Here is a 21,115-nt window from a genome sequence, read left to right on the forward strand (position 1 = left end):
CCCCGGTCCATCCAGGGGGTGGTGGCGTGGCCGAGCCCTACGTCACGGTGGAGGACGTCACCTTCCGCTACCCGGGGGGCCCGTCGGGGCCCGTCCTCGCCCTCGACCACGTGGGCCTGACGGTCGATCGCGGCGAGTTCGTGGCCGTGGTCGGACCGAACGGATCGGGCAAGAGCACCCTCGCCCGCATGCTGAACGTGCTGCTGCGGCCGGACGAGGGCCGGGTGCGAGTGGGCGGTCTGGACACCCGGGACGACGCCAACCTCTGGCCCATCCGGGACCGGGTGGGCATGGTCTTCCAGAACCCGGACAACCAGATCGTGGCCGCGATCGTCGAGGAGGACGTCGCCTTCGGGCCGGAGAACCGGGGCCTGCCGCCGGAGGAGATCCGCCGCCGGGTCGACGAGGCCCTGGCGGCGGTGGGGCTCACGGCCCTGCGCCACCGTCCGCCGCACCTTCTCTCGGGCGGGCAGAAGCAGCGTCTGGCCATCGCCGGGGCGCTGGCCCTGCGACCGGTCTGCCTCGTGCTGGACGAGCCGACCGCGATGCTCGACCCCCAGGGCCGCCAGGAGGTGCTGGAAACGGTCACCCGCCTCTGCCGCGAGGCCGGGGTGGCCGTGGTGCTCATCACCCACTTCATGGAGGAGGCCGTGCGGGCCGACCGGGTGGCGGTGATGGAGGGCGGGCGGGTGATCCTCACCGGCCCCCCGGCCGAGGTCTTCCGCCACGCCGACGTGCTCCGCCGCGCCCATCTCGACCTGCCCCCCGCCGTGCACCTGGCCGCCGCGCTGCGGGAGGCCGGGGTGCCGCTCGGGGCCGACCCCCTCACCCTCGACGACCTGGTGGACGAGCTATGCCGGTTGTACTCGACAACGTGAGCTTCGTGTACCACCCGGGCACCCCCCACGCCTGGCGGGCGCTGGACGGCGTGAGCCTCACCCTGGACGACCGCGAGGCGGTGGGGGTGATCGGGCCCACCGGCTCGGGAAAGTCGACCCTCGTGCAGCACATCGGGGCGCTGCTCCGGCCCACCTCGGGGCGGGTGTGGATCGACGGCGTCGACACCTCCGCCCGCCGCGCCGACCTCAGGGCCGTGCGCCGCAAGGTGGGGCTGGTCTTCCAGTATCCCGAACACCAGCTGTTCGCCGCCACCGTGCGGGAGGAGGTGGCCTTCGGCCCCCGGAACCTGGGCGTCCCGGAGGCGGAGGTGGAGGAGCGGGTGCGCTGGGCGCTGGAGGCCGTGGGGCTCGGGCCGGAGCTGCTGGACCGCTCGCCCTTCGCCCTGAGCGGCGGCCAGGCCCGGCGCCTCGCGCTGGCCGGCGTGCTGTCGATGCGCCCGCAGCTCCTGGTGCTCGACGAGCCGACCGCCGGGCTCGACCCCCTCGGCCGGCGGGAGATGCTCGACCTGGTGCGGCGGCTGCACGAGGGCGGAATGGGGGTCGTGCTGGTCTCCCACTCCATGGACGACGTGGCGGAGCTCGTCGGGCGGGTCATCGTGCTCGACCGGGGCCGGGTGGTCCTCGACGGGCCGGCGCGCGAGGTGTTCCACCGCCGGCAGGAGCTCGCGGCGCTCGGCCTGGACGCGCCGGCGGCGGCCCGCCTGGTCGACCTGCTCCGGGAACGGGGTTGGCCCCTGCCGGGCCAGGCGGTGACCGCGGCGGAGGCGGCCCGGGAGATCGCGGCGGTGCTGGCCGCCCGCGGGCAGGCCGCGGGGCCCCGGCCCGGGAGGTGAGCAGGGGTGCTGGATCTCCAGCTGATCGGCCAGTACGTGCCCGGGACGAGCTTTCTGCACCGCCTGGACCCGCGCACCAAGCTGGTCGGCGTCATCGCTTACAGCGTCCTCATCTTCTTCCTGCGCGACGCCGTGGGCATCGGCCTGGCCTTCGCCCTCGCCGCCGCGGCGGTCGCAGCGGGCCGCCTCTCGCCCGCGCTCCTCCTGCGGGGCCTGCAGCCGGTGCTGGTGCTCCTCGTGCTGACCGTGGCCCTCAACGCCGTCCTCACCCCCGGCCAGCCGCTCGGGCGCCTCGGACCCGTCACGGTGACCCGGGAAGGGCTGGCGCTCTCCGCGCTCATGGCGGCCCGCCTGGTGCTGCTGGTGGTGGTCGCGTCGCTGCTCACCCTCACCACCACCCCGATCGCCCTGACCGACGGGGTGGAGCGGCTCCTGCGCCCCCTGAGCCGGGTCGGGGTGCCGGCGGCGGAACTGGCGCTCATGATGACGATCGCCCTCCGCTTCATCCCGACCCTGATGGAAGAGGCGCAGCGCATCCTCAAGGCCCAGGAGGCCCGGGGGGCCCGCCTGCGGGCGCAGGGCCCGCTGCGGCAGGTCCAGGCCCTCCTGCCGATCCTCGTACCGCTCTTCGTCGCCGCCTTCCGGCGGGCCGACGAACTGGCCGTGGCGATGGAGGCCCGCGGCTACCGCGGCGGTCAGGGCCGGACCCGGATGCGGGAACTCGCCTTCGGGCCGGCGGACGCCGTGGCGGCAGCGCTGCTCGCCGCCTGGGCCGGAGCGGTGATCGCGTGGCGGTGGTGGGGGAGTTGACGCGGACGATCAAGCTGACGCTGCGGTACGACGGCACGGCGTACGGCGGCTTCGCCCCCCAGCCGAACGCCGTCACCATCTCCGCCCTCCTGCGGGAGGCCATCCGCCGGGCGACGGGGGAGGTGCCGCGGCTCGCCGTCGCCGGCCGCACCGACGCGGGGGTGCACGCCCGCGGGCAGGTCGTGAGCTTCTCGACCGCCAGCCGGATCCCGGCCGACCGCTTCCCTCACGCGCTGAACGCCCACCTGCCACATGACGTGGTGGCGGTCGCCGCCGAGGAGGTGCCGCCGGCCTTCCACGCGCGATACGACGCGGTCTCGAAGGTGTACAGCTACACGATCGACAACAGTCCGTTCCCCGACCCCCTCCTGCGCCGGTACGCCTGGTTCGTGCCGCAGCCCCTCGACCTGGGCGCCATGCGGGCCGCCGCGGCCCTGCTCGTGGGCCGGCACGACTTCGCCGCCTTCCGGTCGACCGGGGGCGCGGCGAAGACGTCCGTGCGCACCCTGCACCGGCTGGAGGTCGCCGAGGTGCCGGGGGCGCCGGTGGTCGGGCGCCTCCTGCGGATCGAGGCGGAGGCGGACGGCTTCCTCTACAACATGGTCCGCATCCTCGCCGGCACACTGGTGGAGGTCGGGCTGGGCCGGCGGAGCCTCGACGACGTCCGGGCCGCCCTGGCGACCGGGGACCGGACCCGGGCCGGTCGCACGGCGCCCCCGCACGGGCTGTGCCTGGAAGCGGTCCGGTACCCGGAATGAGCGTGCCCCGCCGACCAGGCCCCGGACCCGTGTGCTTTGGACCCGATCGCGGTTCCAGACCCATGGCGCCGGCTGCCCCGCCCCGCTTTCGAGGTCGATGGGCACCGGCGGGCCAGCCGACCGGGGGGTGGTGGTAGTCCCGCACCACGCACCACTTCGTTCTTGACGTGTTCCCGCCGGTAATCCTAAAATGAATCCTGTTGACCCGCGCCAGGAACCGACACGAGAGGGAACCGGCGCCCACCCAGCCCCGGCCGGACCCCCGGGGGAGCGGACGTAGCGTGGGTTACTCGGTCACTCGCCCGTGGGAGGGAAGTCACGGGTGCGCACAACGTACATGGCGAAGCCGGGCGAAGTCGAGCGCAAGTGGTACGTCGTGGACGCCGAGGGGAAGGTCCTCGGCCGCCTGGCTGCCCGCGTCGCTGCCATCCTGCGGGGCAAGCACAAGCCCACGTTCACCCCGCACGTGGATACGGGCGACTTCGTCATCGTGGTGAACGCGGACAAGGTACGCCTGACCGGCAGGAAGATGGACCAGAAGATGTACTTCCGGCACAGCGGTTACCTCGGCGGGTGGCGCATGACCCCGGCCCGCCAGATGCTCGAGAAGCACCCGACCCGCGTCGTGGAGATGGCCGTGCGGGGGATGCTCCCCAAGAACCGGCTCGGCCGCAAGCTCTTCAAGAAGCTCAAGGTGTACGCCGGTCCCGAGCACCCGCACGCCGCGCAGAAGCCCGAGAAGCTGGACGTCTGAGCCGGGAAGGAGGTAGAGGCGCGTGGCAGTCGCAACCGCGGCCGTCTGGGCCACCGGGCGGCGCAAGAACGCCGTCGCCCGGGTGCGGCTTCTGCCCGGCACCGGCCGGATCGTCGTGAACGGGCGGCCCTTCGAGGAGTATTTCCCCATCCGTGCCCTGCAGATCGTGGTCCGGCAGCCCTTCACCGTGACCGATACCGACGGCCGCTACGACGTGCTGGCGAAGGTGGCCGGCGGCGGGATCTCCGGCCAGGCGGGCGCCCTGCGGCACGGAATCGCCCGGGCGCTGCTGAAGGTCGACGCGACCCTCCGGCCCCCGCTGAAGCAGGCCGGACTGCTCACCCGGGACCCCCGAGTCAAGGAGCGCCGCAAGTACGGCCTCAAGAAGGCGCGCAAGCGCCCGCAGTTCTCGAAGCGATAGAGACGCACCGGCAGGGCCGGTCCGCGGACAGCGCGGGCCGGCCCTGGTCGCCATCGTCCCCGGGCGCGGGAAACCCGCAGGCCCGTGGCAGGGAAAGTGTTTTGGGAGTAGAAGGGTACAAGCGAAATATACGATGCTCGGGAGGCGCAGGCTCTATGAGCGCGAATCCGGTCGCCCAGCAGGGGGTTGCCGGTGGCCGCCACGGCGTCGACCTCGATTCGTGGGCATACTTCGGGGGCGAGTTCGTCCGGCTGCGGGACGCCAACGTCAACATCGCCACCCACGCCCTGAACTACGGCACCGGAGTGTTCGAGGGCATCCGGGCCTACTGGAACCCTGCGCAGAAGCAGCTGTACGGGCTGAAGGTCGAGGAGCACTACCGGCGGATGGAGCGCAACTGCCGGCTGCTGAAGATCCGCCTTCCCGAGTCCCCGGCGAAGCTCACCGAGATCACGGTGGAGCTGCTCCGGCGTAACGGCTTCCAGCAAGACGTCTACATCCGCCCGATCGCCTTCAAGTCCTCGCTGGCGATCGGCGTGAAGCTCTCCGGCCTGGAGGACGCCTTCGGGATCTTCATGGCGCCGATGGGGGACTACATCGACACCCAGAAGGGCCTGCACCTCACGGTCTCGTCCTGGCGCCGGCTCGACGACAACGACATCCCCGGCCGCGGCAAGCTGACCGGCAGCTACCTGAACGCGGCGCTGGCCGTCGACGACGCCCGGAGCGCCGGGTTTGACGACGCCATCATGCTGACCGCCGACGGCCACGTGTCGGAGGGCTCCGCGGCGAACCTGTTCATGGTGCGCGAGGGCCGCCTCATCACCACCCCGGTCACTGACGCGATCCTGGAGGGCATCACCCGCCGGGCGCTCATGGAGATGGCCGGCGACCTGGGCATTCCGGTCGAGGTCCGCACCATCGACCGGACGGAGCTCTATCTCGCCGACGAGCTCTTCCTCTGCGGCACCGGGGTGCAGATCGCGCCGGTCACCCAGGTCGACTTCCGCCCCGTCGGCGACGGCAAGGTGGGGCCGATCGCCCGCCGCCTGCAGCAGGAGTACATCGCCGCCTGCCGGGGCGAGAACGAGCGCTACCGCCACTGGATCGTGCCGGTGTACGCGTGAGCAGGACCCCGCCTGCACAGGACGTCGGGCCCCGCGCCGGGTGCGCGGGGCCCGGCGCGTCGGCCCGCGGCCCCGGGGATTCCCTGCCCCGTGCCGGCATGTCGATCTCCCCGCGCCGGGGTGGCGCCGTGCGGGTCACGTGGTGGTGGCCCGGGGGGTGGCTGCGGCCCTGGCTGGCGGTCAGGGGGCCGGCTGGCTGAGGCATACTACCCCCGGCATCAGCACCTTCGCCGTGCCGGGGGCCGTCGTGCGGAGCTGGCGGCCAAATCCCCGCCCACCCCCGGTGCGCGCCCGGGAGGCAGTGGCATGCGCGTCGTGATGCTGACGTGGGAGTACCCGCCGGCCCAGGTCGGGGGGATCTCGCCCCACGTCCTGGGTTTGTCCCGGGCCCTGGTGCGCCGGGGCGTGGCCGTCGACGTCCTCACGCGCGCGGCCCCGGGCGCCGCCGGGGTGGCCGAAGAGGACGGGGTGCGCGTCCACCGGGTGCACCCCTACTTCGGGAACGCGCTCGACTTCCCGGGGTGGATCATGCACCTCAACTTTGCCCTCGCCGAGGCCGGGATCCGGCTTCTGGGCCGCAGCGCCCTCCAGCCGCCTGCCGGGGGCGCGGCGGAGGACGAGGTGGTGCTGCACGCGCACGACTGGGTCACCGCCTACGCCGGCCGCCTCCTGAAGCACGCGTTCCGGCTGCCCCTCGTGGCCACCGTCCACGCGACCGAGCACGGGCGCATGCGAGGTCTACACCATGCCGGACACAAATACATTCATGACGTCGAGTGGTGGCTGACCTACGAGGCCTGGCGGGTGATCACCTGCAGCCGGGCCATGCAGCACGAGGTCCGGCGGCTGTTCGGCCTCCCGGAGGACAAGGTGCGGGTCGTGCCCAACGGCATCGACGTGCCGCCGCATGCCGAACGGCTCCCGGAAGGCGCTCCGCCCCGGGAATTCTTCGCGGCGCCCTGGGAGAGGATCGTCTACCACCTGGGGCGCCTGGTCCCCGAGAAGGGGGCCGGGGTGCTGCTCGAGGCCTTTCCCGACGTCCTGGCGGCGTTTCCCGAAGCCAAGCTCGTCATCGCCGGCGGGGGGCCGTGGGAGGGCGAGCTGCGGGCCCGCGCGGCCGCCCTGGGCCTGGGGCCGAAGGTGTACTTCACGGGCTACCTCCAGGATCCGGCGCGGTGGGCGCTCTTCCACTACGCCGACGTCGCGGTCTTCCCGAGCACGTACGAGCCCTTCGGCATCGTGGCGCTCGAGGCGATGACGGCCGGCACCCCGCTCGTGGTCTCCGACGTGGGCGGTCTGGCCGAACTCGTCGAGCACGGGGTGGACGGCCGCAAGGCGCTCCCGGGTCACCCCGATTCCCTGGCCGAGCAGATCAAGGCGGCGCTGGCCGACCCCGCCGGTTCCCGGGAGATGGCCCGGCGCGCGCGGGAGAAGGTCGCTGCGCGCTACACCTGGAGCAGCGTGGCCCGGGCAACCGCGGCCATCTACGAGGAGGTACTCCGGGAGTGGCGGCAGAGCCCCTGGGTGGAGCCCCCCCGGGCCGGTCAGCCTGCCGGATGACCGAGGGGGGCTGCCGATGAAGGCGGTCATCATGGCGGGCGGTGAGGGCAACCGGCTCCGACCTCTGACGTGCGACCGCCCGAAGCCGCTCGTTCCCATCTGCAACCGGCCCGTCCTCGGGTATTCCCTGTCCCTGCTCCGCCGCCACGGGTTCGAGGGTGCCGTCGTCACGCTGGGCCACCGGGCCGGCCAGGTCGAGGCCTACCTGGCCGGAGAGCCCGCGTTCCCGCCCGAGCGCGAAGGCCCCTTGCGCCACGTCGTCACGTCGGTCGAGCCGGCGCCTCTGGGCACCGCGGGTAGCGTGGCCGCCGCGTGGCGTGCCGACCCGGTCGGGCTCGGCGGCACGCTGGTGGTGCTGAGCGGGGACGGCCTCACGGACATCGACCTGTCGGCCCTGGTGGCCTTCCACCGGGCGCGCCGGGCCCAGGTCACCCTGGCGGTCACCCGGGTGGCCGACCCGCGCGAGTACGGCGTCGTCGAGATCGCCCCCGACGGGGCGGTGACCCGCTTCCTCGAAAAGCCCGCCCGGGATGAGGCGTTCGCCGACACGGTCAACACGGGCGTGTACGTCCTGGAGGCCGAGGTCCTCGAACTCGTGCCGCCTCACCGGGCGTGGGACTTCAGCCGCGACCTCTTCCCCGCGCTCCTCGCCGGGGGGGCCCGGGTCTACGGCTGGGTGGCCGGTGGGTACTGGTGCGACGTGGGCGAGCCCAGGGCGTACCGGCAGGCCAACCTGGACCTCCTGGCCGGACGGACGGCGTTCCGGCCGCCCGGGGAGGAGGTCGCCCCCGGGGTGTGGCTGGAGGAGGCGGCGCGGCTCGACCCGCCGGCCCGGTTGGAGGGACCCGTGCTCCTCGGGCGGGGCGCCCGGGTCGAGGCCGGCGCGATCCTGGCCGGCGGGGTCGTGGTGGGGCAGGCGGCGCGGGTCGAGGCCGGCGCCCGGCTGTACGCGGCGGTCGTGGGGGAGGGGGCGGTGGTCGGCGCCGGGGCCGCGGTGACGGAGGCGGTGGTGGCCGCCGGGGCGCGGGTGGGCGCCGGGGCCGCGATCCACCGCGACGCCGTGGTGGGGCCCGGGGCGCGGATCGGCGAGGGCGCGTCCGTCCACCCCGGCGTGCACGTGTGGGCCGATCGGGGGGTCGCCGCGGCGGCGGAGGTCCGCCGCCACGTGATCTGGTCCGACCATGGCGCCGGGCCGGGCGATCTCTTCCGCGGCACCTTCGGCACGGACCTTGACCCCGTGCGGGCGGTGCGGCTCGGCGAGGCGCTGGGGTCCGCACTCGGCCCGGGTCCCGTCGCGGTGGGCGCCGACCCCCACCCGGCCGCGGCCACCCTCGCCCGGGCGTTCGAGTCAGGCCTCACCTTCGCCGGCCGGCGGGTCGTCACCCTCCCCCCGGCTGGCCCGGCGCTACTCGCCTGGGCGGTGCGGCGCTGCGGCGCGGCCGGCGGGGTCCACGTGCCCGCGCCCGGGCCGGGGGGAACCGTGGAGCTGACCGTGGTCGGCCGGGGGGGAGGGAGCCTCACGCGGGACGAGGAGCGCCGCCTGGAGCGAGCCGCGGCCGGGCCGGGGCCTGTGGCCGGCGTGGGGGGCCCGGACGGCGAGCCGCCGGCTCCGGGCGAGGCGCGGCCGTTCCCCGAGGCGCCGCTCCTGTTCCTGCGGGAGACCGTGCAGCGCGCCGTGAGGGGGGCACCGGGGTGACCCCCGGCGAAAGCGGCCACCCCGGTGCCCGCTTCGTTCCCGGCGCCGGCTGGCTGCCGCCCCGCGCAGCTTGCCGGTTCAGATGAACCAGGGGAACAGGAACGGGAACGGGAAACCGAACGGCGTGATCCCGAAGCCGGCGGCAGGCACGCCGAACAAGCTGGCACCGCCGAAGCTGAACGGCCAGAAGCCGAAGGGCATGTTCCTCACCTCCGGCACCAGCTTATGTGAACTGCACGGCGCTTGCTCCCGCCGCCGGAGCGGCTGCCGGCCCCGAAGGCCGGAGGCTCCAGCGGCCCGGCGCGCCGTTCACTCCGGGACCGCCCCCCTGCTCGGACTTCACGCGCTTCCCTTCACGGCGTGGAACATGATCCCGTAGTGGTAGGGCCCGACCTCCACCGGGCCGGCTGCCTCGAACCCGGCGGCGGTCCACTCCCGGATCACGTCGTCAGGAGAGAGGCGCTCGTGCTGGGGAGGGCCCACGGGGGTCGGCTCGGGCCGCCACTCGATCAGGAGGCACACGCCGCCCGGGCGCAGGATGCGGCGAACCTCGTTCGCGAAGCTGGAGGTGGGGTCCACCTCGTGGTACACGCTCGCCACGAGCGCCGCGTCGCAGCTGGAGCTCGGCACCGGGAACTCGTCCTCTTCCTCTGCCAGGACGGGGCGGATGTTGGCCACCGCGCGCTCCTTCGCCCGCTCCATGAGGCGCTCGAGCATCTTCTCCTCGACGTCGATCGCATACACCAGCCCGTCCGGAGCCACCCTCTCGGCCAGCGGCAGGGTGAACCAGCCGGGACCGCACCCCACGTCCGCCACCACCCGGCCGCGACCCAGGTCCAGGTGTGTCAGGACCCGGTCGGGGTCGTACCACGCCTTGCGCGCCGGGTCCAATAGGTGATCGGCCTTGGCCGGGTCAAAGCGCTCGCCCACGCCGCCCTTCCTCCCCTCGAGTACTCTCTCAGCGGGTCTTTCCCCCGATTATGAGGCAGACGGCCGGCGACCGGCAACGCCGGTCGCCGCCGCCCCGCGGGTCCGGCCTCAGGGGGGCCGGTTGACACCGGCCGCGCCCTGCGCTACCTTTCTGGCGGACGGGCCGGGGACAGCATCGCCACCGGCATCGCCCCACCGGTTGAGCCATCACGTGTGGAGGCACGGGACCCGATGTCGACTCGGGAGGTGAGGGGTCATGGTTCGTTCAGGCCGGCGCGTGGGCGGACTCCTGCTCTGGGTGGCCGTGGCCGCCCTCGGCGTCGGGGCGATCTCGGGCGGCGCGACCCTGGCCGAGCGGCTGGGCAAGGGCGCGTTCGGGGCGCCCGGCCGGGCGCTCGCCTCGGAAGGCGCGGTGGCGCAGAGCAGCCCCGAACCGGGAGCGGCTGCCCGCACCCCGGCGACTCCGCCGCTCGTCGACCCCGATGCGATCGCGGACATCGTGGAGCGCGTGGGACCGGCAGCCGTGCGCATCAACGCCACGGCCGTCCGCCGGGCCCCGGATCCCTTCTTCGGCGACCCGTTCTTCCGGCAGTTCTTCGGCGATCTCCTCCCGCAGCAGGAGCAGGTCGAGCACTCGCTCGGGACCGGCGTGATCGTCTCCGCCGACGGGTACGTCGTCACGAACCAGCACGTCATCGACGGCGCGCAGGAGCTGGAGGTCGAGGTTTGGGGCGAGAAGCAGCCCTACAAGGCCCGCGTCGTGGGGCAGGACCGGCAGACGGACCTGGCGGTGCTGAAGATCGAGCCGCGGGGGAAGCTCACCGTCGCCACCCTGGGCGACTCGGACCGCGTGCGGGTCGGCGAGTGGGCCATCGCCATCGGCAACCCGTACGGGTTCGACCACACGGTCTCCGTCGGCGTGATCTCCGCCAAGGGCCGCCCCCTGCGGATCCAGAACCGGGAGTTCACGAACCTCCTCCAGACTGACGCGGCGATCAACCCGGGCAACAGCGGCGGGCCCCTCCTGAACCTGCGGGGCGAGGTCATCGGCATCAACACGGCCATCCGCGCCGACGCCCAGGGGATCGGCTTCGCCATCCCGTCGAACACGGTGAAGGTCATCTACGAGCAGCTGCGCACCCAGGGGCAGGTCCAGCGGGCGTACATGGGCGTGTCCACCATCGCCGTGAACGAGGCCGTGGCCCGGTACATCGGCCTGCCCGAGGTCCAGGGCGTGCTGGTGATGCGCGTGGCTCCCGACAGCCCCGCCGAGCGGGCGGGGATCCGCCGGTTCGACGTCATCTTCGAGGTCGACCGCCAGCCCGTGGACACGCCGGAGAAGCTGCAGGCGGTCATCGCCCGGCGCAAGCCCGGCGACACGGTTCCCGTCCTCCTGTGGCGGGAGGGGCAGCCGACCACCGTGAACGTCCGCCTGGAGCAGCGTCCGGCGGAGTGACGGGCGCAGGAAGCGTCAGAGCCCCAGCGTCTCGGCCACCAGGTCGATCAGGTGCATGACCCGCACCTTCCCGCCGAGGCCGTGGCGCTCCACGCCGAGGAGCATCTGCATCTGGCAACCCGGGTTGGCGACCACGATGACGTCGGGGTCGACGCCCTTCACGCTCGCCATCTTCCTGTCGAGGATCGCCTGGGACATCTCCGGGTGCGTCACGTTGTAGATCCCGGCCGAGCCGCAGCACTGGTCGGCACCCGGGAGCTCCACGTACTCGACGCCCGGAAGCCGGCGCAGGATCCTTCGGGGCTCCTGCCACACCCGCTGCACGTTGCGGAGGTGGCAGGAGTCCTGGTATGTCACGACGATGCGCGGCTTCGTCCCGGCGGCCGTCTCGCCGTCCTGCCAGCGGGGCGGCCCCGGCAGCTCGAGCAAGAGCTCGGACGCGTCGCGCACCCGGGCGGCGAAGGCCTCCGCCCGCGGCAGCCAGTCGGGCTCGTCCTCGAAGAGGCGGGGGTACTCCTTCAGGAAGGTCCCGCACCCCCCGGCGTTGTTGACGAGGTACTCGGCGCCGCTCCGCTCGAACGCCTCGATGTTCTGCCGCGCCAGCGCCTTCGCCTGCTCCCGGTCCCCGGCGTGGCCGTGAAGCGCCCCGCAGCAGCCGAACCCTGCCGCCGGGACAACCCGGGCGCCGAAGTGCTCGAGCACCCGCACCGTGCGGGCGTTGGTGCCCTCGAAGAGCGCGGCCTGGACGCAGCCGGGGAAGAACGCCACGGTGACCGTCCCGGGGCCCGTCCCCGGGGCGGTCTTGCGCGCGGGCGGCCGGAGCGCCCGCACCTGCTCGGCCTGGTCGGGAAGCATGGCCTCCAGGTTCCGCAGGCGGGCGGGCAAGAGGCGCCGGACCGCGGGGCGGCGGGCCAGGGCGCGCAGGCCGAGGGCCTGGTAGGCCCGCACCGCGCCCTTCAGGAGGCGCAGCCGCCGGGGGCGGGCCACGGTCCCCAGGAGGAGCCGCTGCATGCGCGGGTTGCCCGCCGGCGGGATGCCCGCCCTGTTCAGGAGGAAGCGGGTGTCGGCCAGCACGCGGTCGAACTCGACGCCCGAGGGGCAGGCCACCTCGCACGCCCGGCAGTCCAGGCAGAGGTACATGTGCTCGGCGACGTAGTCGCTGAGGGGCATCCGGCCGGCCATGACCTCCTCGGCGATGGCCAGCCGCCCCCGCGGAGAGGCCATCTCGAGCCCCGTCTCCAGGAACGTCGGGCAGGCGGGAAGGCAGAAGCCGCATTTATTGCAGTGGTCCAGCTGGCGAAGGGCGGCCGTGCTATACCCTTCCACCCGCCGACCCTCCCTTCGCGTGGACGGTTTCCGACGCCGCCATGGCGGGCGCCGGCCCCCCGGGCTCCGGCAGCAGGAAGGCGGCCCCGGCCAGCACCCCGTCCGGGTCGAACACGGCCTTCAGGCGCCGGTGCAGGTGGCCGTCGGGCGAGGGGGCCGTCCAGGGCAGGTCCCCGAGGGATCCCGGTGGGGCGCCGCGCACCTGGAGGTAGCCGCCGAGGGCTTCCGCCCGCCGGCGCAGCTCCTGCACGGCAGGCACGAGGCCGGCCGGGGCGTCCGGTTCGCCCGCGCCGCCGGGCGGCTCGCTGCCCGCCGGGATGACGATCTCGAGGACGCCGCCGTAGCCCCGGGCGATCCCGTCCCACGCCCGGCCGGCGAGCACCTCGGCGGCGTCCGACCAGAGGCGGGGCAGTTCGGACGGGCGGACGCCGGCGCGCAGCCTCAGCACGGCCGGCCCGAACAGCCGCTCCCGGCGGGCGTTCCACAGGGCCGCGGCGCCATCGCCGCCGGCCAGCTCGACCCCGTCCCCGGTCCCGGGGGCGAGCCCCGCGGCGCGCCGGAGTTCCTGCGCCGCCGCCCCCGACTGGTGCTCGACCGCCCGGGTCGGGCCCTCGAACGCCAGCAGCACCTCCACGCCGGGGCCGGCGCGCAGCCACTCGGCGGCGACCAGGGTGCTCGCCTGGCGCCTCAGCGGCGAGAGCGCCGCCCAGGCGGCCGCGGGCGTCTCGAAGCGGGCCCGCAGGGTGACGTGGCGCTCGGGGCGCGGGGCGATCCGCAGGCTCACCTCGACCAGCACGGCCAGCATGCCCAGCGATCCCACCAGGACCCGGTGCACGTTGTACCCGGCGACGTTCTTGATCATCTCTCCGCCGGGGCGCACCTCCCTGCCGTCGGGCAGCACGGCCAGCACGCCCAGGACCCAGTCTCTCGCCGGGCCCAGCCCGGTACGCCGGATCCCGGCCGTCGCGGCGGCCACGTGCCCGCCCACCGTGGCGGCGCCGCCGTCGCCGGCGTCGACGGGATACCACAGCCCGTGGGGCGCCAGCAGCGCGTCGAGCTGGTGGAGCCGCCACCAGGCCGGCACCGTGACGGTGAGGTTGGCGGCGCTCAGCCGGGGCTCGGCGGGAAGCGCCCGGAGGTCGAGCCCGACAGCCGGCAGCCGGCCCCACCTCGCCCACTGGCTGCCGGCTCCCCGCGGAGAGAGTCCCGGACCGCCCCGGGCCTCGCGGAGGAGGCGGGCGAGTTCACCGGCGCTCGCCGGCCGCAACACGGTGTCCGGAGACGCGGTCGGTTCTTCGGGCATGGGTCGATGCCTCCCGGGGGCTAGACGTTGCGCCTGGGTGCCGCGACCGCCTTGCCGGGGTTCAGGCGCAGGGCGGGGTCGAAGGCCTGCCGCACGGACCACATGAGGCCGAGGAGGTCGGGGCCGAGCTGCAGCTCGAGGTTCGGCAGCTTGTCGATCCCGATCCCGTGCTCGCCCGAGATCGAACCGCCCAGGGCGACGCAGGCGGCCAGGATCTCCTGGTCGGCGGCCTTCATGCGGCGGATCTCGTCCGCGTCCTGGGGGTCGTAGGCCACCAGCGGGTGCAGGTTGCCGTCGCCGGCGTGGGCCACGTTGATGAGGCGGATCCCGTACTTCCGGCCGATCGCCTGGACCGTGCGCAGCATCTCCACGAGGCGGTCCCGGGGCACCGTCACGTCCTGGGTCCACACGTGGGCGCTCAGGCGGCCCGCGGCCCCGTACGCGGCCCGACGGCCCAGCCAGAGCGCCTCCCGCTCCGCCTCCGTCTTGGCGACCCGCAATTCCCGCACCCCGTTTCGCCGGCAGACCGCCTCGACCCGGGCGAGTTCGTCGGCCACCGACTCCTCTGGGCCGTCGACCTCGATGAGGAGGACGGCCTCGGCATCCTCGGGGTAGCCGGCCCGGGCGTAGCGCTCCACCACCTCGATGGTCCCGCGGTCGAGGAGCTCCATCGTGGCGGGGACCACCCGGGCGGCGATGATGTCGGAGACGGTCTGCATCGCCACCTCGAGGTCGTCGAAGATGGCGAGGAGGGTGCGGACGACCGGCGGCAGCGGCAGGATCCGTACCACGAGCTCGGTGATGACCCCGAGCGTGCCCTCGGACCCCACGAGCAGGCTCACCAGATCGTACCCGGGCCGGTCCTGCTCCGGCCCGCCGAGGCGCACCACCTCGCCGTCGGCGAGGACCACCGTCAGCCCGAGCACGTGGTTGACCGTGACGCCGTACTTGAGGCAGTGCGGCCCGCCGGCGTTCTCGCCCGCGTTGCCGCCCACGGTGGAGACCCGGTGGCTCGAGGGGTCGGGGGCGAAGAAGAAGCCGTGCGGCCTGAGCGCCTCCTGGAGCGCCAGGTTGCGCAGCCCCGGCTGGACGGTGGCCGTGTGGTTCTCGGTGTCGATCGCCAGGATGCGGTCCATGCGGTTCATGGCCAGGCAGAGCCCGCCCGTGACCGGGATCGTCCCGCCGCTGATGTTCGTGCCGCCCCCGCGCGCGATGACCGGGAGCCCGTGGCGGGCCGCGATGCGCACCGCGTCCGCCACGTCCTCGGTGCTCAGGGGGAACACGACGGCGTCGGGCGGGTACTTTTCGCCGGTGGCGTCGTACGCGTAGGCCATCCGGTCCCGGAAGTCGGTCAGGACCCGGCCCGGGCCGAAGCGCTCCACGAGTTCCCGGTGCGCCGCCTCCAGCTTGTCCGGCGGCAGCGCGACGGCCCGGGGGAAGCCCTCCGGACCTGGCTGGGGGGCGACGAGGTTCGCCATGTTCCGTACTCCCCTCGCACCTGAGGTGAACGCTGGTGGAGGGTTCGACCCGGCCGGTGGCCTTCCCTGCCGTCGGGACGGCGCTCCGGCGCTGCCTGGTCGAGCGGTCCCTGCGGAGGGACGACTGCAGATATTGCAGACCGGCTGCGAAGCTTCGTTTGCAAAACCGCGGTTCTCGTGCCCGTGTGGTCTGCTGGGCAACGCGGGGGACCGCCGAAGCACCTCGCGCGTGCACCCCATCGCGGCGCGGTACGGCTGCACCGGCACCCCGCAGGACGGCGCGCGGGGCCGAGCGTACAGGCCCGCAACCCTTCGTCCTGCGGGTGTCCGATCGCCCCCCGTGCGGCCGGGCGGAATGGTGCTTCGCGGAACCGAACGATCCCCCGCGACACCCAACTTGACGCCACATCGGTGGGGGCAGAACCATTGAACCGGGTCCGGGCGCGAACCGGGTCCGATGGGGAGGTGGCCGGCCTGGGCGATCCCGGCTACCGCGTCCTGCTCACCCTGGGGGACGACGTCCCCGCCGACCGCCTCTTCGCGCTCCTGGAGGCGATCGTCCGCCTCGGGTCGCTGAACCGGGCCGCCGCGGAGCTCGGCATGTCGTACCGCCACGCGTGGGGCCTGGTCCGGCGCGCCGAGGGGCGCCTGAACGTCCGCCTTCTCGACCGGCGGGTCGGCGGCCCCGAAGGCGGCGGCGCCGACCTCACGCCGGCCGCACAGGACCTCCTCGCCCGCTACCGGCAGTTCCGGGCGGAGGTGGAGGGGCACGCCGGGGTCCTGGCGGGTCAGGCGCCCGCACCCGGGAGGCCGGACCGGCGGGAGCGGGCGCTCGTCCTGGCCAGCACGATCGGCCCGGTCGAGGTGGGCCTCGTGCCCGCCCTGGCCGCCGCCTTCCTCCAGGAGACCGGGATCGCCGTGCGCCCGGTCGCGGCGGGGAGCGGCCAGGCGCTGGACATGGCCCGGGAGGGCCGGGCCGACCTCGTCCTCAGCCACGCGCCCCGGCAGGAGGAGGCCTTCGTCGCGGCCGGCCACGGCACGGGGCGGTTCCCCGTGATGTACAACGACTTCGTTTTGGTCGGCCCGCCGGACGACCCGGCCGGGGTCCGGGATGCCGGCTCGGCCGTGGACGCGCTCCGGCGCATCGCCCAGTGCCGTGCGCCCTTCCGCAGCCGGGGCGACCGCTCCGGGACGCACGTACGGGAGCTGGAGCTCTGGCGGGCGGCTGGTGTCCGGCCGGATGCCCCCTGGTATCAAGTGGACCCGCTCGGGGCGATGGGGAGCGTGCAGATGCTGCGGGAGGCCGCCCGACTCGGATCCTACACGCTGGCCGACCGGGCGGCGTTTCTCACCGCCGGCGTGGAGGGTCTCGCCGTCCTCCTTGCCGGCGACCCGGCCCTGCGCAACGAGTTCAGCCTGATCCCCGTCAGCCCGCTCCGGGTCCCGTGGGCCCGGCACGAGGAGGCGGCGGCCTTCGTGCGGTGGGCGACGGGCCCCCGGGGACAGGCGCTGATCGCGGGGTTCGGCAAGGACCGCCACGGGGAGCCGCTCTTCTTCCCGGCGACGCCCGCCGGAGGCGCCGGCACGCCTCCGGCCGGGCCGGTGCGCCGGGCTTGACTCGTCGGAGATCGCTCGGGTACGTTATGCATGATCAAACATAACGGCTCGGCGTGGAGCCGCTATGTTCTGGCGTACATAACGACTCGCCAGGGGGCGTCGCGGTTGGAGGGCAGGCGGGTACGTGCAGCTGTACTGGTTGCGTTCCTGGCAGGGGTCCTGGCGGCGACGGCTTGCGGAAGGCGGCCGGCGACCACGGAGGCGGGCGCAGGGCAAGAGCGGGGGGAGACCACGGCGCAAGAAGCGCCGAAGCCTGCCACCCCGGACGTGATCCTGGCCACCACCACCAGCACGCAGGACAGCGGGCTCCTGGACGTGCTGGTGCCGATGTTCGAGCAGAAGACGGGCTACCGGGTGAAGACCATCGCCGTCGGCACCGGACAGGCGCTGGCGATGGCCGAGCGCGGCGAGGCGGACGTTGTCCTGGTTCACGCACCGGATGCGGAGAAGGCGGTGGTGGAGAAGGGGGCGGTGGTGGACCGCCGGCTCGTCATGCACAACGACTTCGTCCTCGTGGGTCCGCCGGACGACCCGGCGCGGGTGCGGGGCACCGGCACCGCCGTGGAGGCCTTCAAGAGGATCGCCGCGGCGGGGGCGCTCTTCGTGTCCCGGGGCGACGACTCGGGCACGCACAAGAAGGAGCAGTCCCTCTGGAAAGCCGCCGGCATCACGCCGCAGGGCACCTGGTACCAGGAGTCCGGCTCCGGGATGGGCCAGACCCTGAACATCGCCTCGGAGAAAGGCGGCTACACCCTGACCGACCGGGCCACGTACCTCGCCCTCAGGAAGAACCTGCGCCTCGCCATCGTCCTGGAGGGCGACGCGCCCCTTCTCAACGTCTACCACGTCATGCGGGTGAACCCGCAGAAGTTCAGCAAGGTCAACGCGGAGGGGGGCAAGGCGTTCGTGGAATTCCTGGTCGCCCCCGAGACCCAGGCGCTCATCGGCAAGTTCGGGGTGGACAAGTTCGGACAGCCCCTGTTCTTCCCGGACGCCGGCAAGCGCGAAGACGAACTCGGCGCGAAGAGCTGAGCCGAGATGGACCTCGTGTGGCAGGGGCTCGTCAGGGCATTCGAGATGTTGCTTGCCGGAGACCCGGAACTGGGCCGCATCACGTGGCTCACGCTCCGGGTCTCCGGCACCGCCACGCTCGTCAGCGTCGTCCTCGGGGTGCCGACCGGGGTGCTCCTGGCGCTGGGCCGCTTCCCCGGCCGGCGGCTCCTCATCAGCCTCGTGAACACCGGCATGGGTCTGCCGCCGGTGGTGGTGGGGCTGTGGGTGAGCCTTCTCCTGTGGCGTTACGGTCCCCTGGGCTTCCTGAATCTCATGTACACCCCGGCCGCCATGGTGATCGCCCAGTCGGTCATCGCGACCCCGGTGGTGGCCGCCTTCACGGTGGCGGGGGTGGGGCAGCTGAATCCCCGCCTGGCCCTGCAGATCACGGCCATGGGCGCCTCCCGCTGGCAACTTTACTGGCTCCTGGTGCGTGAAGCCCGCCTCTCGATCCTGGCGGCGGTCATCGCCGGCTTCGGTTCGGTCGTCTCCGAGGTCGGGGCGTCCATGATGGTTGGCGGGAACGTGCTGGGCCAGACCCGGGTCCTGACGACCGCAACGGTCATGGAGGTGTCCAAGGGGAACTTCGACGTGGCGCTGGCCCTCAGCGTGATCCTCCTGGCCCTGACCTACGGCGTCACGGCGGTGCTCACGCTGGTCCAGCAGAGGAGGCGACCGGCGTGACCCCGCCCATCCTCGCGGCGTACGGCCTGCGCCTGGTGCGCGAGGGCCGGGCCGTCCTCGACATCCCCAGCCTGGAGGTGCGGGAGGGGGAGGTCCTGGCGGTGATCGGGCCCAACGGCGCGGGCAAGACGAGCCTGCTCCTGAGCCTGGCCCTGCTGCTCCCGGCCGAGATGGACTACCGCTTCGGCGGGCGCCCGGTCCGGCTGCCCCAGGAGAGCCTGGCGCTCCGGCGGCAGATGGCCGTCGTCTTCCAGGAGCCGCTCCTCCTGGACACGACCGTGCTGGAGAACGTGGTGTTGCCCCAGCGGCTGCGCGGGGTGCCGCGGGCCGAAGCCCGGTCCCGGGCAGAGGAGTGGCTCGAGCGCCTCGGTGTCTCCCACCTGGCGCGGCGGCACGCGCACGGGCTCTCCGGCGGAGAAGCGCAGCGCGTGAGCCTGGCCCGGGCCCTGGTGACCCGGCCGCGGGTCCTCTTCCTGGACGAACCCTTCGCCTCCCTCGACGTCGTCACCCGGGGCGACCTCCTCCGGGACCTGCCTGCCCTCCTGAGGGCGGTGGGTGCAACGGCGCTCTTCGTCACCCACGACTTCACGGAGATCCCGCCGATCGCCGATCGGGTCGCTGTACTGAGCGGCGGGCGACTCGTGCAGATCGGCACGCCCCGGGAGGTGTTCACCCGCCCGGCAGGAGAGCTGGTGTCACGCCTCGTGCGCCATGCGGCGGATCTCGTCCGGGCGCTCGGCGGCGATCCCGCCCACGGGAGCGGCGCGGCGGAGGTGCACTGAGCCACCGACTTCCACAGCGGCTGCGGAAGGTGCCGGGCCCTGCGGCACCCAACTTTTTTCCCGTCAATCGGGTATAAGGGAATGGGTCCGATCAGGTGGGTGCTCCATGGACGAGGCGACGCTCATCCGGCAGGCGCGCCGGGGCGACCGGCAGGCGTTCGGCGAACTGTTCCGGCTGCACGTCGGTGACGCCGTGCGCGCGGCGTATGCGGTGACGCGGGACTGGGAGGCCGCGGAGGACGCCGTGCAGGAGGCGTTCATCCGCGCGTTCGCCGCTCTGCCTTCCTTCGACCCGGAGCGGCCCTTCCGGCCCTGGCTCTTCCGCATCGTCGTCCGCGAGGCGCGGCGCGCCGCCGGCCGGCTGCGCCGCACGGTGCCCGTGCCCGAGGCCGGACTGCCCCAGCCGGTCCGCACGGCGGCTTCCGCCGAGGCCGAGGTCCTGCGCCGTGACCGCGCCCGCGCCCTCGGCGAGGCGATCCGCATGCTGGGTCCGCGCCGGGCCGTCGCCGTCGTCCTGAAGTACCTCCTGGGCTTCAAGGAGGAGGAGATCGCCGGCCTCCTCGGCGTGCCGCGGTCGACGGTGAAGTCGCGCCTTCACGAGGCACGCCGGGACCTCGGGCGTCTCCTCGGTCCCGACTTGGGGGATGAGTCGGAATGGATCCCTGGGAGCGCCGGCTAGCGGACGCCCTTCGCGACGTTCCGGAGTGGCCCGGCGACCCCGAGCAGCTGTGGGCGCGGGTCGAGCCCCGGCTCCGACGGCCGCTCTGGCGCCGCCTGGTCGCGCGCGCCGGGCTGGTGCCGGCTGCCGCCCTGGCAGCTGCCCTCGTCCTGCTCTGGCGACCGGCTCCCACCGGCATTCCCGGCGCGGAGCCGGCCGCCGGCGCCGGCGGGGCGGACCCGGCGGCGGGAATCCGCGCCTCGGCCGGCGTCCTCGACCCGCCCGAGGCGGGCCGGCCGCTGCGCTTCGCCGTCGTCGTGGGCACGGCGGGCGGGCGCCCGGTCCAGGTCGACGGAGGGGTGCTGGAGGTGCGCGCCGGCACCGGGGCACTGGTCTGGCAGGCCCCCCTGCCGGAGCTCGCGCTGCGGGAGCTCCGGGGCCCCGAGGCCGTGCGGACGCACATCGTCTGGCCCGGCGGACCCGAGCCCGGCCACTACCGCGCTGAGGTGAGCGTCCGCCCGGCGGGGATGGCCGGCGGGGCCGGCGTCGGCGTGGGGTTCACGGAGTTCTTCGTCCCGTTCCCGCCCGGCAGCCGGCGGGTGGGCGAGGTGCCCCTGGGCGGGCCCCAGACCCGCGCCGGGGTCACGGCGGTGCCCGAGCGCCTGCGCCTGACCCCGGACCTCACCCGCCTGCACTTCGTCCTGCAGGGCGAGCGGCTGGCGGGCGGCTTCCAGTGGACCCTGCGCACCCCCGACGGCACGGAGTCCCAGGCGTTCCGCTCCGAGTACCGCCTCGTGGACGGGCGCCTGGAGGGCATCGCCGACTTCGAGCCCACCCCGGCGTGGACCCGCCGGCTCATCCTCCGGCTGCACCGGGTGGGGGTGCACGCCTCACCGTCGCTCCGGACGGTGGAGGAGCTCCCCCACACCTGGGAGTGGGAGGTGAGCCTCGACCCGGCGAAAGCCTGAGC

General features: G+C 74.0%; 21 protein-coding genes. 16 read left to right on the forward strand and 5 right to left on the reverse strand.

All coding sequences use genetic code 11. The features are described 5' to 3' along the window. The first annotated feature begins 26 nt into the window (after positions 1-26). The 9 genes from caldi_RS16540 (at position 27) to caldi_RS16580 (ending at position 8,858) form a co-directional block, all read left to right on the forward strand. The gene (locus tag caldi_RS16540; RefSeq protein ID WP_264842844.1) at positions 27-878 is read left to right on the forward strand and encodes an energy-coupling factor transporter ATPase; all 852 of its coding nucleotides are present in this window, start codon (positions 27-29) and stop codon (positions 876-878) included. Next, on the forward strand, positions 854-1,732 hold the full coding sequence (locus tag caldi_RS16545; RefSeq protein ID WP_264842845.1) for an energy-coupling factor transporter ATPase: 879 nt from the start codon (positions 854-856) through the stop codon (positions 1,730-1,732). The genes caldi_RS16540 and caldi_RS16545 overlap by 25 nt, the downstream gene beginning before the upstream one ends. A gap of 6 nt (positions 1,733-1,738) precedes the next feature. Then, positions 1,739-2,542 carry an energy-coupling factor transporter transmembrane component T family protein gene (locus caldi_RS16550; protein ID WP_264842846.1) on the forward strand — a complete coding sequence of 268 codons (804 nt, stop codon included), beginning with the start codon at positions 1,739-1,741 and terminating at the stop codon, positions 2,540-2,542. Next, complete coding sequence (gene truA / locus caldi_RS16555) at positions 2,539-3,300, forward strand: tRNA pseudouridine(38-40) synthase TruA (RefSeq protein WP_264842847.1); 762 nt, start codon at positions 2,539-2,541, stop codon at positions 3,298-3,300. The genes caldi_RS16550 and truA overlap by 4 nt, the downstream gene beginning before the upstream one ends. Positions 3,301-3,622: 322 nt before the next feature. After that, complete coding sequence (rplM, locus tag caldi_RS16560; RefSeq protein ID WP_264842848.1) at positions 3,623-4,054, forward strand: 50S ribosomal protein L13; 432 nt, start codon at positions 3,623-3,625, stop codon at positions 4,052-4,054. A 22-nt stretch (positions 4,055-4,076) separates the two neighbouring features. Then, complete coding sequence (rpsI, locus tag caldi_RS16565) at positions 4,077-4,475, forward strand: 30S ribosomal protein S9 (protein ID WP_264842849.1); 399 nt, start codon at positions 4,077-4,079, stop codon at positions 4,473-4,475. Positions 4,476-4,630: 155 nt separating this feature from the next. Further along, positions 4,631-5,602 (forward strand): branched-chain amino acid transaminase, encoded by a 972-nt coding sequence (locus tag caldi_RS16570; protein ID WP_264842850.1) that lies wholly within the window; start codon positions 4,631-4,633, stop codon positions 5,600-5,602. Between the two features lie 306 nt (positions 5,603-5,908). After that, on the forward strand, positions 5,909-7,162 hold the full coding sequence (locus tag caldi_RS16575) for a glycosyltransferase family 4 protein (RefSeq protein ID WP_264842851.1): 1,254 nt from the start codon (positions 5,909-5,911) through the stop codon (positions 7,160-7,162). Positions 7,163-7,178: 16 nt separating this feature from the next. Next, entirely contained in the window at positions 7,179-8,858 is a 1,680-nt protein-coding gene (locus caldi_RS16580; protein ID WP_264842852.1) for a sugar phosphate nucleotidyltransferase, read from the forward strand. 78 nt (positions 8,859-8,936) lie between these two features. On the opposite strand, the gene caldi_RS16585 is transcribed toward caldi_RS16580, so the two are convergent. Next, positions 8,937-9,059: a hypothetical protein gene (locus caldi_RS16585; protein ID WP_264842853.1), complete on the reverse strand. Its 123-nt coding sequence runs from the start codon at positions 9,057-9,059 to the stop codon at positions 8,937-8,939. A 138-nt stretch (positions 9,060-9,197) separates the two neighbouring features. After that, on the reverse strand, positions 9,198-9,788 hold the full coding sequence (locus caldi_RS16590) for a class I SAM-dependent methyltransferase (RefSeq protein WP_264842854.1): 591 nt from the start codon (positions 9,786-9,788) through the stop codon (positions 9,198-9,200). Positions 9,789-10,044: 256 nt separating this feature from the next. Between caldi_RS16590 and caldi_RS16595 the strand changes: the two genes are divergently transcribed. Then, positions 10,045-11,244, forward strand: a complete 1,200-nt coding sequence (locus caldi_RS16595; RefSeq protein ID WP_264842855.1) for a trypsin-like peptidase domain-containing protein — start codon at positions 10,045-10,047, stop codon at positions 11,242-11,244. A 15-nt stretch (positions 11,245-11,259) separates the two neighbouring features. On the opposite strand, the gene caldi_RS16600 is transcribed toward caldi_RS16595, so the two are convergent. Genes caldi_RS16600 through caldi_RS16610 form a run of 3 tightly spaced genes read right to left on the reverse strand, consistent with a single transcriptional unit; the run spans position 11,260 to position 15,351 of the window. Further along, entirely contained in the window at positions 11,260-12,570 is a 1,311-nt protein-coding gene (locus caldi_RS16600) for a (Fe-S)-binding protein (RefSeq protein WP_264842856.1), read from the reverse strand. Continuing rightward, complete coding sequence (locus tag caldi_RS16605; RefSeq protein ID WP_264842857.1) at positions 12,557-13,873, reverse strand: FAD-binding oxidoreductase; 1,317 nt, start codon at positions 13,871-13,873, stop codon at positions 12,557-12,559. Before caldi_RS16605 ends, caldi_RS16600 begins: the two co-directional genes overlap by 14 nt. 20 nt (positions 13,874-13,893) lie before the next feature. Then, positions 13,894-15,351, reverse strand: coding sequence for an FAD-binding oxidoreductase (locus tag caldi_RS16610; RefSeq protein WP_264842858.1), 1,458 nt, complete (start codon positions 15,349-15,351; stop codon positions 13,894-13,896). Positions 15,352-15,777: 426 nt separating this feature from the next. Between caldi_RS16610 and caldi_RS16615 the strand changes: the two genes are divergently transcribed. The 6 genes from caldi_RS16615 to caldi_RS16640 all read left to right on the forward strand — a co-directional run bounded on the left by caldi_RS16615 (position 15,778) and on the right by caldi_RS16640 (position 21,113). After that, entirely contained in the window at positions 15,778-16,968 is a 1,191-nt protein-coding gene (locus caldi_RS16615) for a substrate-binding domain-containing protein (protein ID WP_264842859.1), read from the forward strand. A 105-nt stretch (positions 16,969-17,073) separates the two neighbouring features. After that, entirely contained in the window at positions 17,074-18,000 is a 927-nt protein-coding gene (locus caldi_RS16620) for a substrate-binding domain-containing protein (protein WP_264842860.1), read from the forward strand. A gap of 6 nt (positions 18,001-18,006) precedes the next feature. Next, positions 18,007-18,705, forward strand: a complete 699-nt coding sequence (locus caldi_RS16625; RefSeq protein WP_264842861.1) for an ABC transporter permease — start codon at positions 18,007-18,009, stop codon at positions 18,703-18,705. Further along, positions 18,702-19,487 carry an ABC transporter ATP-binding protein gene (locus tag caldi_RS16630; RefSeq protein ID WP_264842862.1) on the forward strand — a complete coding sequence of 262 codons (786 nt, stop codon included), beginning with the start codon at positions 18,702-18,704 and terminating at the stop codon, positions 19,485-19,487. The genes caldi_RS16625 and caldi_RS16630 overlap by 4 nt, the downstream gene beginning before the upstream one ends. A 106-nt stretch (positions 19,488-19,593) precedes the next feature. After that, positions 19,594-20,166 (forward strand): RNA polymerase sigma factor, encoded by a 573-nt coding sequence (locus caldi_RS16635; protein WP_264842863.1) that lies wholly within the window; start codon positions 19,594-19,596, stop codon positions 20,164-20,166. Continuing rightward, positions 20,142-21,113, forward strand: a complete 972-nt coding sequence (locus caldi_RS16640) for a hypothetical protein (protein ID WP_264842864.1) — start codon at positions 20,142-20,144, stop codon at positions 21,111-21,113. The genes caldi_RS16635 and caldi_RS16640 overlap by 25 nt, the downstream gene beginning before the upstream one ends. The last annotated feature ends 2 nt before the right edge of the window (positions 21,114-21,115 follow it).

The organism is Caldinitratiruptor microaerophilus (genome assembly GCF_025999835.1).
Classification (GTDB): Bacteria; Bacillota; Sulfobacillia; order Symbiobacteriales; family ZC4RG38; genus Caldinitratiruptor; species Caldinitratiruptor microaerophilus.

Bases quoted from the DNA above. Each gene is read 5' to 3' on its own strand.
- caldi_RS16545 (WP_264842845.1), top strand. From the start codon at position 854: ATGCCGGTTGTACTCGACAACGTGAGCTTCGTGTACCACCCGGGCACC.
- caldi_RS16570 (WP_264842850.1), top strand. From the start codon at position 4,631: ATGAGCGCGAATCCGGTCGCCCAGCAGGGGGTTGCCGGTGGCCGCCAC.
- caldi_RS16575 (WP_264842851.1), top strand. From the start codon at position 5,909: ATGCGCGTCGTGATGCTGACGTGGGAGTACCCGCCGGCCCAGGTCGGG.
- caldi_RS16580 (WP_264842852.1), top strand. From the start codon at position 7,179: ATGAAGGCGGTCATCATGGCGGGCGGTGAGGGCAACCGGCTCCGACCT.
- caldi_RS16585 (WP_264842853.1), bottom strand. From the start codon at position 9,059: ATGCCCTTCGGCTTCTGGCCGTTCAGCTTCGGCGGTGCCAGCTTGTTC.
- caldi_RS16595 (WP_264842855.1), top strand. From the start codon at position 10,045: ATGGTTCGTTCAGGCCGGCGCGTGGGCGGACTCCTGCTCTGGGTGGCC.
- caldi_RS16605 (WP_264842857.1), bottom strand. From the start codon at position 13,873: ATGCCCGAAGAACCGACCGCGTCTCCGGACACCGTGTTGCGGCCGGCG.
- caldi_RS16610 (WP_264842858.1), bottom strand. From the start codon at position 15,351: ATGGCGAACCTCGTCGCCCCCCAGCCAGGTCCGGAGGGCTTCCCCCGG.
- caldi_RS16625 (WP_264842861.1), top strand. From the start codon at position 18,007: ATGGACCTCGTGTGGCAGGGGCTCGTCAGGGCATTCGAGATGTTGCTT.
- caldi_RS16635 (WP_264842863.1), top strand. From the start codon at position 19,594: ATGGACGAGGCGACGCTCATCCGGCAGGCGCGCCGGGGCGACCGGCAG.
- caldi_RS16640 (WP_264842864.1), top strand. From the start codon at position 20,142: ATGGATCCCTGGGAGCGCCGGCTAGCGGACGCCCTTCGCGACGTTCCG.